The organism is Halomonas sp. SL1 (assembly GCF_003030865.2).
GTDB classification, from domain to species: Bacteria; Pseudomonadota; Gammaproteobacteria; order Pseudomonadales; family Halomonadaceae; genus Halomonas; species Halomonas halophila.
In genome coordinates this window covers 124,092-137,323 of the sequence record NZ_PYUQ02000008.1, presented here as the reverse complement: position 1 = coordinate 137,323, position 13,232 = coordinate 124,092, and the positions used below count along the sequence as shown (strand labels likewise).

10 protein-coding genes and 2 riboswitches are annotated in these 13,232 nt (G+C 69.3%); of the genes, 4 read left to right on the top strand and 6 right to left on the bottom strand.

The window, feature by feature from the left end; genetic code table 11:
* Positions 1 to 58 precede the first annotated feature (58 nt).
* Positions 59 to 1,276 (top strand): glycosyl transferase, encoded by a 1,218-nt coding sequence (locus C9J49_RS03290; RefSeq protein WP_107182539.1) that lies wholly within the window; start codon positions 59 to 61, stop codon positions 1,274 to 1,276.
* Between the two features lie 109 nt (positions 1,277 to 1,385).
* On the opposite strand, the gene C9J49_RS03285 is transcribed toward C9J49_RS03290, so the two are convergent.
* Positions 1,386 to 3,161 carry a sugar phosphorylase gene (locus C9J49_RS03285; RefSeq protein WP_107182538.1) on the bottom strand — a complete coding sequence of 592 codons (1,776 nt, stop codon included), beginning with the start codon at positions 3,159 to 3,161 and terminating at the stop codon, positions 1,386 to 1,388.
* A 160-nt stretch (positions 3,162 to 3,321) separates the two neighbouring features.
* On the opposite strand from C9J49_RS03285, the gene C9J49_RS03280 reads away from it, so the two are divergent.
* Entirely contained in the window at positions 3,322 to 5,592 is a 2,271-nt protein-coding gene (locus C9J49_RS03280) for a heavy metal translocating P-type ATPase (RefSeq protein ID WP_107182537.1), read from the top strand.
* Between the two features lie 71 nt (positions 5,593 to 5,663).
* On the opposite strand, the gene thiC is transcribed toward C9J49_RS03280, so the two are convergent.
* The 5 genes from thiC to C9J49_RS03255 form a co-directional block, all read right to left on the bottom strand.
* Positions 5,664 to 7,553, bottom strand: a complete 1,890-nt coding sequence (gene thiC / locus C9J49_RS03275; RefSeq protein ID WP_107182536.1) for a phosphomethylpyrimidine synthase ThiC — start codon at positions 7,551 to 7,553, stop codon at positions 5,664 to 5,666.
* A 76-nt stretch (positions 7,554 to 7,629) separates the two neighbouring features.
* Positions 7,630 to 7,749, bottom strand: a riboswitch (TPP riboswitch).
* A gap of 307 nt (positions 7,750 to 8,056) precedes the next feature.
* Positions 8,057 to 8,725 carry a thiaminase II gene (gene tenA / locus C9J49_RS03270; RefSeq protein ID WP_107182535.1) on the bottom strand — a complete coding sequence of 223 codons (669 nt, stop codon included), beginning with the start codon at positions 8,723 to 8,725 and terminating at the stop codon, positions 8,057 to 8,059.
* Positions 8,726 to 8,816: 91 nt separating this feature from the next.
* Positions 8,817 to 8,976: riboswitch (TPP riboswitch) on the bottom strand.
* A gap of 76 nt (positions 8,977 to 9,052) precedes the next feature.
* On the bottom strand, positions 9,053 to 9,982 hold the full coding sequence (locus tag C9J49_RS03265) for a lysophospholipid acyltransferase family protein (protein ID WP_107182534.1): 930 nt from the start codon (positions 9,980 to 9,982) through the stop codon (positions 9,053 to 9,055).
* A gap of 3 nt (positions 9,983 to 9,985) precedes the next feature.
* Positions 9,986 to 10,366 carry a DUF4870 domain-containing protein gene (locus tag C9J49_RS03260; protein ID WP_035597382.1) on the bottom strand — a complete coding sequence of 127 codons (381 nt, stop codon included), beginning with the start codon at positions 10,364 to 10,366 and terminating at the stop codon, positions 9,986 to 9,988.
* A gap of 160 nt (positions 10,367 to 10,526) precedes the next feature.
* The gene (locus tag C9J49_RS03255) at positions 10,527 to 10,907 is read right to left on the bottom strand and encodes a VOC family protein (protein WP_046079940.1); all 381 of its coding nucleotides are present in this window, start codon (positions 10,905 to 10,907) and stop codon (positions 10,527 to 10,529) included.
* A gap of 39 nt (positions 10,908 to 10,946) precedes the next feature.
* On the opposite strand from C9J49_RS03255, the gene C9J49_RS03250 reads away from it, so the two are divergent.
* Together C9J49_RS03250 and C9J49_RS03245 are read left to right on the top strand one after the other, a co-directional pair.
* Positions 10,947 to 11,588 (top strand): class I SAM-dependent methyltransferase, encoded by a 642-nt coding sequence (locus tag C9J49_RS03250; RefSeq protein WP_046079941.1) that lies wholly within the window; start codon positions 10,947 to 10,949, stop codon positions 11,586 to 11,588.
* 167 nt (positions 11,589 to 11,755) lie between these two features.
* Positions 11,756 to 13,183, top strand: coding sequence for an MFS transporter (locus tag C9J49_RS03245; protein WP_107182533.1), 1,428 nt, complete (start codon positions 11,756 to 11,758; stop codon positions 13,181 to 13,183).
* The last annotated feature ends 49 nt before the right edge of the window (positions 13,184 to 13,232 follow it).

Below are 13,232 nucleotides of genomic sequence, written 5' to 3'. Positions count from 1 at the left end.
AGATGTGTATAAGAGACAGGTCCAGCACCGATAACGATGACACGGGGAGCGTCAGCCCATGAGCGATTTCCACCAGAACGGCATCATCACCGATTTTCACAATCTGACCCGCCGGCCGGTCGAGGCCCTCGAGGACGATCTGGTGCGCTTCGCGGCACAGCGGCCGATGAGCCTGATCCTGCCCTCGCTGTACTCCGAGCTGGAGGGGCCGGCGCTGGCGAATATCGTCGACGAGCTGGCCAGGGTGCCCTATCTGGCCGAGATCGTGATCGGCCTCGACCGGGCCGATCGCGACCAGTTCGACCGGGCCCGCGCGTTCTTCTCGCGGCTGCCCCAGCGCCATCGCATCCTGTGGAACGACGGCCCGGGGCTGCGCGCCCTGGACGCCGAGCTGGAAGCACAGGGCCTCGCGCCCCAGCAGCCGGGCAAAGGGCGCAACGTCTGGTACTGCGCCGGCTACGTGCAGGCTTCCGGGCGCAGCGAGGCGGTGGCGCTGCACGACTGCGACATCCTCACCTACGACCGCGGCATGCTGGCGCGGCTGTTCTATCCGGTCGCGCATCCCTACTTCAACTACGAGTTCTGCAAGGGCTACTACCCCCGCATCGCCGACGGGCGGCTCAACGGTCGGGTCTCGCGGCTGATGGTCACGCCGCTGCTGCGCGCGCTCAAGCAGATGTTCGGGCCGCTGCCGTACCTCGAGTACCTGGACTGTTTCCGCTATCCGCTGTCCGGCGAGTTCGCCATGCGCACCGAGGTGCTCGATGGCATCCGCATTCCCGCCGACTGGGGCCTGGAGATCGGCGTGCTTTCCGAGGTCCATCGCCACTACACCACCCGGCGGCTGTGTCAGGTGGATCTCGCCGACAGCTACGATCACAAGCATCAGCCGGTCTCGGAGGAGGACGCCTCCGGCGGGCTCAATCGCATGAGCCTGGATATCGCCAAGGCGCTCTACCGCAAGCTGGCGACCCAGGGGGTGACCTTCAGCGCCGAGGGCTTCCGCACCTTGAAGGCCACCTACTATCGCATGGCGCTGGACCTGATCGAGGCCTACGACCACGACGCGCGGATGAACGGCCTGAGCCTGGATCGCCACAGCGAGGAGCGGGCGGTGGAGCTGTTCGCCACCAACCTGCTCGAGGCCGGCGGCGTCTTCCTCGACAATCCCGGCGAGCGTCCCTTCATTCCCAGCTGGAACCGGGTGCGGGCGGCCATCCCCGACCTGTTGCCGCGCATGGCCGAGGTGGTGGAAGCCGATAACGCCCCGGACTGAGGTCGGTAGCCGGAAGCTTGAAGAGCGGCGCTTCGCGCCTGGAAGCTGGAAGAAGAACCACCCCCATTGGCTTGCCATGGGGGCGGTGTTCTTTGCGCTGTCTGCCAGCTTATGGCTGATGTACCAGCCACAGGGCGCCGTAGGGCGGCAGGCTATGTTCCGCCTGCCAGATCTCGCCGTCGAGCCGGTTCCGCCACACGCCCTTGTTCAGATCCTCCAGCGCCAGCGGCTGGGGGCGGTCGGTGACGTTGTGGATCGCCAGAAGCCGGCGCCCGTCGTCCAGCGGGCCGCGCTCGACGACCAGCAGCGACGTCGGCGTCTCGATCACCCGCTGCGGCACGTCGGGATGGAAGCAGGGCTCGTCGCGGCGGACCTCGAGCAGCAGCGTCAGCGCCGTGAAGGCCTGGTGGGTCGAGGTGTGCGGGCTGTCGAGCAGCCGCTCCAGGGCACCACGGTCCCAGCGGTGGCGATTGATCGAGCGCAGCCGGCCGCTGCGTTCCATGCCTTCGATGTCGTTGAGGGTGCCGGTCAGCGCGTGCAGATACAGCGCCGGGATGCCCTTGAGGCCGAGCATCAGCTGCTGGCTGCACAGGAAACGCGGCATCTGCCAGGGGTCCGCGCCGCGTCTCGTGCCCTTCATGGCGTCGAACCAGGTGATGTTGATCTCGTAGGGCGAGTCCTCGCCATCGTCCTTGGTGCGCATGCTGACGAAGCCGCCGAAGCGGTGCATCAGCTCGAGCAGCGCCTCGACCTCGTGGTGGGGCAGCCAGCCCTCCAGCGGGCGTACGCCGATGCCGTCGTGGCTGGCGGTAAAGTTGAGGAAGCTGCAGCCCGGGGGCAGTGCGGGCAGGCTGCGCAGCCAGGCCGCCAGGGTGCCGGCCTCGCCACTGGTAAAGGTGTGCAGCAGCAGCGGCGGCAGCGGGAACTGATAGACCAGGTGGGCCTCGTCCGGCGGCGTGCCGTCCTGCTCCAGCCGATCCAGGCCGAAGTAGCTGATGTTCTCGCGGTGCGGCACGTTGGTCTCAGTGAGGATCAGCGTGCCCGGCGCCACGTGATCGGCGATGGCGCGCAGCAGCCGCACGACCTCGTGGGTCTCGGGCAGGTGGATGCAGGAGGTGCCGACCTTCTTCCACAGGTAGGCGATGGCATCCAGGCGGATCACTCGCGCGCCCTGGCAGAGGTAGAACAGCAGGATACCGACGAACTCCAGCAGCACGTCGGGGTTGGCGAAGTTCAGGTCGATCTGATCCTCGGAGAAGGTCGCCCACAGGTGACGGGGCCCGCGGCGGGTCGGCACCTTGACCAGCAGCGGCGAGCTGCGTGGCCGCACCACCGCCGAGAGGTCGGTCTCGGGATCCATCTCGATGAAGTAGTCGCGGCCGGGCTGGTTGCCGCCGAGATAGTCGGCGAACCACAGCGATTCCCGTGAGACGTGGTTGAGCACCAGGTCGACCCCCAGATCGAAGCGACGGGAAAGGCGGCGGACCTGGGGCCAGTCGCCGAGTTTGGGATCGACCTCGCGGTAGTGGATGACCGAGAAGCCATCGTCGCTGCTCCAGGGGAAGAAGGGCAGCAGGTGCACGCCGCTGAAGGTCTCTCCGAGGCGGCCGGCGACGAAGTCGTCGAGGACGTCGAGCGGTGGCTGCTCGCCGTCGACCAGGCTGTCGCCGTAGGCGATCAGCCACTGGTCGCGTTCACTCCACAGCGGACGGGCGGGCGGTGCCTCACCATCCGGGGGCGTCATGGGGGCCTGATGCGCCAGCAGGGTGAACAGCCGGCGCAGCACCTCGTCGGCGCGGGGGCCGTAGAGCATCGTCAGGTGGCGATGGGCGCGCTCATGGAAGGCCTCGGCGCCAAGTGGCGTCGAAAGGGAGGGTGCCGGCATGGCGATCGCCTCTCGTTGGGGGTTTCCTTAAGCATGCAGGCCGCGTGCCAGCTGTCCATGCTGGCGGTGTCGTGCCCGGCGTCATCACCGCTTGAGTCTATAGCGGCTAGAGGCTCTAGGCTGATGCCATGTTTCGATGACGAGCCCCGAGGAGGTCAGGATGGCGCAAGACGCCGCGCAGGAAGCTGAAAAGGGTGCACTCCAGCGACACCAGTGGCGCGTGGAAGGCATGGACTGTCCGAGCTGCGCCGGCAAGATCCGCGGCGCGCTGGAGCGTCTGGATGGCGTGGCTGACGTGAAGGTCTCGGTCATGCAGGGCTCGCTGGCCCTCGATCTGGATACCGGCCGCACGGCGCCCGAGGACGTGGCGTCGCTGGTCGAGCGGTTGGGCTATGGCGTTCGGCGCCAGTCGGCGCAGGACGATGCCGAGGCGCCTTCGGGCGCCGGCTGCTGTGCCGGGCGCGATCATGCCGATCATTTCCGTCGGGGTGATGACGCCTCGCCCCGGCGCTGGCATGCCACCGCCAAGGGGCGGCTGGTGCTGGCCACCGGGGTGGCGCTCGGCGTGGCCACGCTGCTGCGCTTCACCGTCGGAACGGAGGTGGCCCACTGGGCCTTCCTGGCGGCCTGCCTGATCGGACTGGCGCCGGTCGCTCGCCGTGCGGTGAGTGCGGCGCGGGTCGGCATGCCGTTCACCATCGAGATGCTGATGACCCTGGCCGCCGGCGGTGCGCTGATCATCGGCGCCGCCGAGGAGGCGGCCATGGTGGTGCTGCTGTTCGCTATCGGCGAGATCCTCGAGGGCGTGGCCGCGGACCGGGCCCGCTCGGGCATCCGCGCGCTGGCCGATCTGGTGCCTCGCGAGGCACGCCTGGAAGTCGCCCCCGGCGAGACGCGCACGGTGGATGCGGCACATCTGGCGGTCGGCCAGGTGGTGGTGGTGCGCCCCGGCGACCGCATCCCCGCCGACGCCACCATCCTCGAGGGCCGCTCGTCGATCGATGAGTCGCCGGTGACCGGCGAGTCGGTGCCGCGGGACCGGGGCGAGGGCGACGAGGTGTTCGCCGGCTCGATCAACCATGACGGCGTGCTGCGGCTGCGCGTGGCCCGGCCGCCCGAGGACAACACCATCGCACGCATCATCCGGCTGGTGGAGGAAGCCCAGGAGGCGCGGGCGCCCACCGAGCGCTTCATCGACCGCTTCAGCCGCGTCTACATGCCGGCGGTGGTCGGCCTGGCGGTGCTGGTGGCCGTGGTGCCGCCGCTGGCGTTGGGCGGCGAATGGGGCGAGTGGACCTATCGCGCCCTGGCGCTGCTGCTGATCGGTTGCCCCTGCGCGCTGGTGATCTCGGTGCCGGCATCGATCGCCTCGTCGCTCTCCAGCGGCGCCCGGCACGGGCTGTTGCTCAAGGGCGGTGCGGTGATCGAAGCCGCCGCCCGCACCGAGGCGGTCGCCTTCGACAAGACCGGCACCCTGACCGAGGGCCGGCCGCGGGTGACCGATGTGGTGCCGGCAAGCGACGCCGTGGCCGCGCAGGACGTGATCGCCCTGGCCGCGGGCCTGGAGCGCGACGCCAGCCATCCGCTGGCGCAGGCGGTGGTCGCCCATGCGGAGGCGCAGCAGGTCGCGGCCTCAAGGGTCAGCGAGGCCCGGGCGGTGCCCGGGCAGGGCGTCGAGGCGCTGATCGAGGGTCGCCGGGCCTTCGTCGGCGCGCCGCGCCACGTGGCCGATCGCGGCACGCTGGCCGAGGCGCTGGCCGCGCGAATCGAGGAACTCGAGGCCGAGGGCAAGACGGTGATCGTGGCGGTCGAGGACGGCGTGGCGCTGGGGGCCATCGCCCTGCGCGACGAGCCGCGGCCCGATGCCGAGGCCGGCGTGCAGGCGCTGTCGGCGCTGGGCGTGCGCTCGGTGATGCTGACCGGCGACAACGATCGCACCGCCGCGGCCATCGCCGGGCGCCTCGGCATCGAGCGTCGCGCCGGGCTTATGCCGGAGGGCAAGGTCGAGGCGATCCGTGAGCTGGCCGGCCATGAGCGGACGATGATGATCGGTGACGGCATCAACGACGCCCCGGCCCTGGCCAGCGCCCAGGTGGGCGTGGCCATGGGCTCGGGGACCGACGTGGCGCTGGAGACCGCCGACGGCGCGCTGCTGCGCAACCGGGTGGGCGACGCGGCGGCGCTGATCCGGCTGGCGCGGGCGACCATGGCCAACATCCGCCAGAACATCGCCATCGCCCTGGGGCTCAAGGGGCTGTTCCTGGTGACCACCGTGCTCGGCATCACCGGGCTGTGGCTGGCGATCCTGGCCGATACCGGCGCCACCGTGCTGGTCACGCTCAACGCCCTGCGGCTGCTGCGCTTCGCGCCGGGCGGGCGTGACTCGACGGAAGACAACGAGGTCGTTGCTCCCGTGCCCGCGGCAAACTGAACCCGTTTGGCCGCATGAAAAACGCCGCGCCGGCATGCAGCCGGCGCGGCGTTCTGCATCAAGGCGGGAGGTCAGACCTCCTTGTACAGCTCGGCGCCCTGGTCGCGGAACTTCTCGGCCTGTTCGGCCATGCCGCGCTCCACCACGGCGCGGTCGCCTTCGAGGCCGTTGTCGGCCGCGTAGTCGCGAACCTCCTGGCTGATCTTCATCGAGCAGAACTTGGGCCCGCACATGGAGCAGAAGTGGGCCACCTTGGCCGAGTCCTTGGGCAGGGTCTCGTCGTGGTACTCGCGGGCGGTGTCCGGGTCGAGGCCGAGGTTGAACTGGTCCTCCCAGCGGAACTCGAAGCGTGCCTTCGACAGGGCATTGTCACGGCGCTGGGCGGCCGGGTGACCCTTCGCGAGATCAGCAGCATGCGCGGCGATCTTGTAGGTGATGATGCCGGTCTTGACGTCGTCCTTGTTGGGCAGGCCCAGGTGCTCCTTGGGGGTCACGTAGCAGAGCATGGCGCAGCCGTACCAGCCGATCATCGCCGCGCCGATGCCGGAGGTGATGTGGTCGTAGCCCGGCGCGATGTCGGTGGTCAGCGGCCCGAGGGTGTAGAAGGGCGCCTCGTCGCACTCGCGGAGCTGTTTGTCCATGTTCTCCTTGATCAGGTGCATCGGCACGTGACCGGGGCCCTCGATCATCACCTGGACGTCGTGCTCCCAGGCGATGCGGGTCAGCTCGCCCAGGGTCTCGAGCTCGGCGAACTGGGCCTCGTCGTTGGCGTCGGCCACCGAGCCCGGGCGCAGGCCGTCGCCCAGCGAGAAGGCGATGTCGTAGCGCTTGCAGATCTCGCAGATCTCCTCGAAGTGCTCGTAGAGGAAGCTTTCGCGGTGGTGGTAGAGGCACCACTTGGCCATGATCGAGCCGCCGCGGGAGACGATGCCGGTGGTGCGTCTAGCGGTGAGCGGCACGTAGCGCAGCAGCACGCCGGCGTGGATGGTGAAGTAGTCGACGCCCTGTTCGGCCTGCTCGATCAGGGTGTCGCGGAACACCTCCCAGGTCAGGTCCTCGGCCACGCCGTTGACCTTCTCCAGCGCCTGATAGATGGGCACGGTGCCGATCGGCACCGGGGCGTTGCGGATGATCCACTCGCGGGTCTCGTGGATGTTCTGCCCGGTGGACAGGTCCATGATGGTGTCGGCGCCCCAGCGGATACCCCAGGTCATCTTGTCGACCTCGTCCTCGATGGACGAGGTGACCGCCGAGTTGCCGAGGTTGCCGTTGATCTTCACCAGGAAGTTGCGGCCGATGATCATCGGCTCGGATTCCGGGTGGTTGATGTTGTTGGGGATGATGGCGCGGCCGGCGGCCACCTCGTCGCGCACGAACTCGGGGGTGATCTCCTCGGGCAGGCGGGCGCCGAAGGCCTCGCCCGGGTGCTGGTGGCCGAGGATGCGCTCGACCTCTTCGGTGCCCATCGTCTGGCGCTTCTGGTTTTCCCGAATGGCGATGAATTCCATCTCGGGGGTGACGATGCCCTGGCGCGCATAGTGCAGCTGGGTGACGTTCTTCCCTTCCTTGGCCCGGCGGGGCATGCGGGTCAGCTCGAAGCGCAGTGGGGCCAGCATGGGGTCGTTGGCGCGGCGGCGGCCGTACTCCGAGGTCGGGCCGTCGAGGAACTCGGTGTCGTCGCGGGCCTCGATCCAGTCGCGGCGCAGCTCGGGCAGGCCGCGGCGCAGGTCGATGTCGGCCTCGGGGTCGGTGTAGGGGCCGGAGGTGTCGTAGACCAGCAGCGGCGGGTTTTCTTCATCTGCGCCGGAGGTGCGGGTTGGTGACAGGCCGATCTCGCGGAAGGGCACGCGGATATCGGGTCGCGAGCCTTCGACGAAGACCTTGCGCGAGCCGGCCAGCGGGGCCACGGCGGCGGCGTCGACGCGGGCGTTCTCGTTGAGGAAATGGATGGTCTTGCTCATGGTCGTGCTCCCTTGGCTTGAGTGGTTCGTCAGGGAGGACCGTCGGGGAGGACAGGGGCGGCCGACGCCGAGGCGCCGCCGCGTGTCGCTTGATCCCTACGCTGGTCCTAGCCAGTTCAGGTTCAACGGGATCCATGCTCCGGCGCCTCGCGCCGCATGATCTCAGCCGTCTTCAACGGCACCCCGTCAAGCGTGGTGGTGCCCGCCGCTGGGCGGGCCGTGTCATTGCCTTTCTTCTTCCTACCTACTTTTTTTCTATCGTGGGCCAGGGGCCGAGCTGGCGCGGTGCTAGCCGAGCGCCGGGGGCAAGACAAAGCGAGGGTTTTTGCCATGGGTGAGGCGATCCTCGCCGAACGGGCTGGCCATGGATGGCCAGCACTGGTCCTGCAAACGGAGCAGGATGCGAGAGTGCCGCAGGGCAAAAGTTAGCGCCCAGGGATGGGTTCACAGCGCCTCGCGTGGTCTTGTCGCCGGAAAAGCTCGGCAGTCAAGGAAGGTGGAGCTCAGTCCGCGCGATCCAGCCCCATCTGCCAGAAGTCGATCTCCAGCCGGGTAGCGTCGCGGAACAGCCGCGCCAGCTGGTCGAAGCGCGCCGGCGTCACCTCGGCCAGGCGCGCGTCCAGCCAGGCGATCTCGGCGTGCATCGCCCGCTGGAAGTCGTCGCCCTGATACATGGCGATCCAGGCGTCATAGGGGTTGGCGTCGCCGCGCACGGTGAACGGCTGCGCCTCGAGCCAGTTGGCGATCTCGCCGTAGCCCACCAGGCAGGGGGCCAGCGCCACGCGCAGGTCGAGCAGGTCGCCGCGGCTGCCGGCGTCGAGCACGAAGCGGGTGTAGGCCAGGGTAGCGCGGGCCTCGGGCAGCGCCGCCAGGTCGTCTTCGGTGATGCCCCAGTCGCGACAGAAGCCGCGGTGCAGGTCCAGTTCGACGTCGAGGATGGTCTTCAGGCCGTCGAAGGCCTGGCACAGCTCGTCGAGGTCGCGGCTCTTGTAGGCGGCCAGGGCGTAGGCGCGGGCGAAGTGGATCAGGAACAGGTAGTCCTGCTGCAGGTAGTGGCGGAAGGCGTCCGCCTCGAGCGTGCCGGCGCCCAGGGCGCGGACGAAGTCGTGCTCGGTGTAGGCGCGCCAGTCGGCCTGGCAGGCGGCGGTGAGATCACTGAAGCGACGGCCCATCTTGCCTCCGATTCCGATGAGAGCGGATGCCGGAGGGTGCGCACGGGCGTAGCGGAGGCGGTGAGGGAGAGCCGGGGCACAAGGAGGGCGCGCCGGCCCGCCGCCTGATTCCCTACGCCGGTTCACGTGCGGCGCGTGCCACACCCACCCGGATCAGGTTCCACGGGACCAGCGCTGGGCTCTGTCTCGAACGTGTCGAGCACGAACCTGCGCCATCTCAGCCGGTTCCACCGGCACCCCGTCAAGCGAATGGGCCGAGTCTAGCAGCTTGGCGGGCAGTTGCCATAGCCCGGTCTGGAAACGACTTCCAATGGCGTGGTCAGGCACTCAGTAGACGCGGAAGCGCTTCCAGTCGGCGCGGCCCTCGAGTTCCTCGGGGGTCTTGCGATAGCGCTTGTATTCCCACTGGTACTGGACCGGATCCAGGGCGATGGCGGCCTCCACGCAGGCATTCACGCCGGCGGCCGAGGTGGTCTCGTCGCTCGAGTAGACGCGCTCGTCGGCGGCCAGGAAGTGCAGCGCGAAGCCGCGGCCGCGAACGCGCTTGGCCACGCCGGTGACGACCCGGGCCTCGGTGCGGGCCACCAGCTTGGGCAGCAGGGTGGCGGTATAGGCCTGGCGGCCGAAGAAGGGCGCGAACACGCCGCTGCCCCAGCTCGGCGTCTGGTCCGGCAGGATGCCCACCGTCTCGCCGCGCTTGAGCGCCTTGAGCAGCGCCGCCACGCCGCGCGGATTGGTCGGCACCAGCTCGGCCCCGCGCCGCTCGCGGCCGCCGCGGATGATCGGGTCCAGCGGAGCGAGCTTGGGCGGCTCGTACATGGCGGTGAAGGGGAAGTGCCCGGACAGCCAGAAGTTGAGCACCTCCCAGTTGCCGAAGTGGGGTGCCAGCACGATGACGCCTCGCCCCTCGGCGCGGGCCTCGTCGAGCAGCTCGCGGCCGTGGACCTCGAGAATGCTGGCCTCGACCCGGTCCGGCTCGCCCATCCAGGCCAGGCCCAGCTCGAGCATGGTGGCGCTGGAGTGGACCAGGCTGCGCCGCGCCAGGCGGCGGCGCTCGGCCTCGGGGCGGTCGGGATAGGCCTGGGCCAGGTTGATGCGGGTCACCCGGCGCTCGCGCCGGCTGCCGAGCTGCACCAGCGGGCCGGTCATGCGCGCCAGGCGCCACAGCGAGGCCGGCCGCCAGTTGGCGAGGGCGCGCCACAGGCCGGCGATCAGCCGCGCCTGAAAGCGCCCCTGGGTGTGTTGCGTGTCGGCCATGGATCAGATCAGCCAGGTATCGACGTTGTCGGGGGCGCGCTTCTCCTGCAGGCCCTTGAAGCCCTTGACGCAGCGGATGATCATCCACACCGCCAGCGCGATCAGCAGCGGGAAGCCGATCACGACCAGGGTCAGCAGCGAGGCCAGGGCGGCATAGACGAGGCCGATCCAGAAGGTGCGGATCTGGTAGCGGTAGTGCTCGTCGAGCCAGGCCGGGCCCTTGCCGCGGTATACGTAGGCGATCACCACGCCGATGATGCCGGTGAAGCCCACCACGAAACTGGCCAGGTAGAGGGCGTAGACGACCATGGCCATGGTGGTATCGGGGGTGCGGGCGTCGTCGGCGACCACGGCGTCGTGGCGCGCGGGATCATGCTCGTTCATCGGTCGTCCTTGAAAGCGTGGATATCGTGCCGCTCATGATACTGGCCTGCGTTGGCGATGCCACCGTATGCCATCGGCGACGCCGGCAAGAGCCTTCAGCCAGGTTGGTAAAAGCCTTCAGCCAGGTCGGCATAAGTCCTCGGCGATGTCGCCTGATCCCTCAACGCCTGGGGCGGCTGATCTCGAGCAGGTTGCCGTCGGGGTCGCGCAGGTAGAGAGACTCGATCTCGCCGGTGGCACCCTGGCGGCTCACCGGGCCCAGCTCGACCTCGATGGAGAGCGCCTCGAGATGGCGCTGGACCTCGTCGAGGGGCAGCTGGCTGCGCAGGCACAGGTCGAGGCTGCCCGGGGTGGGCGTGGCGGCCCGTGGCTGGATATCGGTGGCGGTCCAGTGTAGGCGCAGGGCCATGTCGCCGAGCATCAGGTCCACGCGCTCCTGATCGCGATAGCGGACGTCCAGCCCCAGTACCCGGGTGTAGAAGTCCACGGCGCGGGAAATATCGGTCACGGTGATGACCAGGTGGTCCAGACCTGACAGCATGCATGCCTCCTGAAAGTGAGTCCTGCCACAGAGAATACGATGATGCCGACCTGTCCGCTATGCGCATCCACCGACCACGCGCCCTACCATCGCGATGCGCGACGCGACTATCGCCGCTGCCGGCGCTGTGCGCTGGTGTTCGTGCCGGCCCATCAGCGCCTCGGGCCGGCGGAGGAGAAGGCGGTCTACGACCAGCACGAGAACTCCCCCGACGATCCCGGCTATCGTCGCTTCCTGTCGCGGCTGTTCGAGCCGCTGGCGGCGAAGCTCTCGCCCGGCGCCCGCGGGCTCGACTTCGGCGCCGGCCCGGGGCCGACGCTGTCGGTGATGTTCGAGGAGGCCGGCCACCCGATGGCGATCTATGACGCCTTCTACGCGCCGGACGCGGCGGCGCTCGAGCGCACCTACGATTTCATCACCTCCACCGAGGTGGTCGAGCATCTGTTCGCGCCCGGCGCCGAGCTCGAGCGCCTGCTCGGTCTGCTGGCGCCCGGCGGCTGGCTGGGGCTGATGACCAAGCGGGTGCCGCCAAGCGTGGAGGCGTTCGCCGGCTGGCACTACATCCTTGATCCGACCCACGTCTGCTTCTTCGATGAGGCGAGCTTTCGCTGGCTCGCCGAGCGCTGGCAGCTGACGGTGAGCTTCCCGGCCGGCGACGTCGTATTGCTGCAGAAGGCGTGAGGTCGCTTCGTTCGATAACACGCTGTTATCGTCATCGAAGTGTCGCGAAAAAGCCTGCCAGGGAGGATTGGCGGCACCCGTGACCGGGCGTATATTCGTGCGCGAATTCCCGCCACCGCCGTCCCCGGCGGTGGCCTTTTCTCGCGGCTCGTCGGAGGCCTTCGCACATGTCACGCCAGCTGTTGCTCATGGCCCTGGGGCCGCTGCTCGGACTCTTCATCCTGGGCATCGGCAACGGCTTTCTGACCACGCTCACCACCCTGCGGCTGGACGCCGCCGGGGCCTCGTCGCTGGTGATTGGCTGGGTGTCCTCGGCCTACTTCATCGGCCTGGGCTTGGGGGCGATGGTCAACGACCGCCTGCTGCTGGCGATCGGCCATATCCGCGCCTACGGCAGCTTCGCCTCGCTGCTGGCGGTGTCGGTGCTGCTGCAGGGCATGTCCGCCGACCCCGTGGCCTGGTTCGCCCTGCGTCTGATCGCCGGCTGGGCCACGGTGGGCGTTTTCCTGGTGATCGAGAGCTGGCTCTTGACCGCCGGCGACGACCGGGTGCGCGGGCGCCTGCTGGCGATGTACATGATCGTGGTGTTCGCCGCCGGGGCGATCGGCCAGCTGCTGTTCGGCCTGACCCGCGGCATGGCGCCCGCCGAGCCCTTCATGCTGATCGGCCTGCTGGCCTCGCTGTCGGTGCTGCCCATGGCGATCATCCCGCGGGTCACGCCGCTGCTGGAGAAGGCCGAGCCGCTGTCGCCGCTGCGCCTGATCACCCTGACGCCCACCGGCGTGATGGGCAGCTTCGGCTCCGGCATCGCGGTGGCGGCGGTCTATACCCTGCTGCCGCTGTACCTGCAGCGCAGCGGCGTCGGCGGCGATCGCGTCGGCCAGCTGATGGCGCTGGTGGTGCTCGGCGCCATGTGTCTGCAGTACCCGGTGGGGCGCTGGTCGGACCGCCACGACCGCCAGCTGGTGCTGATCGGGCTCGGCGGCTTCTGCGCGCTGATCTGCGCCGGCATCCTGCTGTTGCCGCTGCCGCCCTGGGGACTCGCCGCGCTGCTGTTCCTGCTCGGCGGCGGGGTGTTCTCGCTGTATCCGGTGGCGGTGGGGCACGCCGCCGACCGCGCCCCGGCGGGCGCGCTGGTGCGCATGAGCCAGGGCCTGCTGCTGATCAACGCCATCGGCGCGACGCTGAGCCCCTCGGCGATCGGCCCGGTGATGACGCTGGTGGGTGACGGCGGGCTGTTCTGGTCGCTGGGCGCGCTGGGCGTCGGGCTGGTGGCTTTCTTCGCCTGGCGGCGCAGCGTGCGCCCGGCGCCGGTGCCGGTGGCGCCGTTCTCGCCCGCCACGCCGCTCAGCGCCGCCGAGCTGGCGGTCACCGAGGAGTGGGTGCAGGGCGCGCTGGAGCACGAGCACGTCGAGGATCTGTCCGAGGCGGTGCCGGACGTCGAGGTGGCCGAGCCGCTGGTCGGCCCGCCGCCGCCGGACGAGCCGCATATCGTCTACTACGACGATGCGGCGCCGGCCGAGGCTGCCGTCGAGAGCGCCGATGATGGGGCCGCCGAAGGCGCCGGCCAGGATCGAGGGGCGACCTACGGCTAATGGTTCATCAGCCGTCGTGAATCTAGGCTCGCCGGAACGTCCTGTTTTC

Coding starts and splice junctions, on each gene's coding strand:
- C9J49_RS03290 (WP_107182539.1), top strand. CDS start 59: ATGAGCGATTTCCACCAGAACGGCATCATCACCGATTTTCACAATCTG.
- C9J49_RS03285 (WP_107182538.1), bottom strand. CDS start 3,161: ATGCCGGCACCCTCCCTTTCGACGCCACTTGGCGCCGAGGCCTTCCAT.
- C9J49_RS03280 (WP_107182537.1), top strand. CDS start 3,322: ATGGCGCAAGACGCCGCGCAGGAAGCTGAAAAGGGTGCACTCCAGCGA.
- thiC (WP_107182536.1), bottom strand. CDS start 7,553: ATGAGCAAGACCATCCATTTCCTCAACGAGAACGCCCGCGTCGACGCC.
- tenA (WP_107182535.1), bottom strand. CDS start 8,725: ATGGGCCGTCGCTTCAGTGATCTCACCGCCGCCTGCCAGGCCGACTGG.
- C9J49_RS03265 (WP_107182534.1), bottom strand. CDS start 9,982: ATGGCCGACACGCAACACACCCAGGGGCGCTTTCAGGCGCGGCTGATC.
- C9J49_RS03260 (WP_035597382.1), bottom strand. CDS start 10,366: ATGAACGAGCATGATCCCGCGCGCCACGACGCCGTGGTCGCCGACGAC.
- C9J49_RS03255 (WP_046079940.1), bottom strand. CDS start 10,907: ATGCTGTCAGGTCTGGACCACCTGGTCATCACCGTGACCGATATTTCC.
- C9J49_RS03250 (WP_046079941.1), top strand. CDS start 10,947: ATGATGCCGACCTGTCCGCTATGCGCATCCACCGACCACGCGCCCTAC.
- C9J49_RS03245 (WP_107182533.1), top strand. CDS start 11,756: ATGTCACGCCAGCTGTTGCTCATGGCCCTGGGGCCGCTGCTCGGACTC.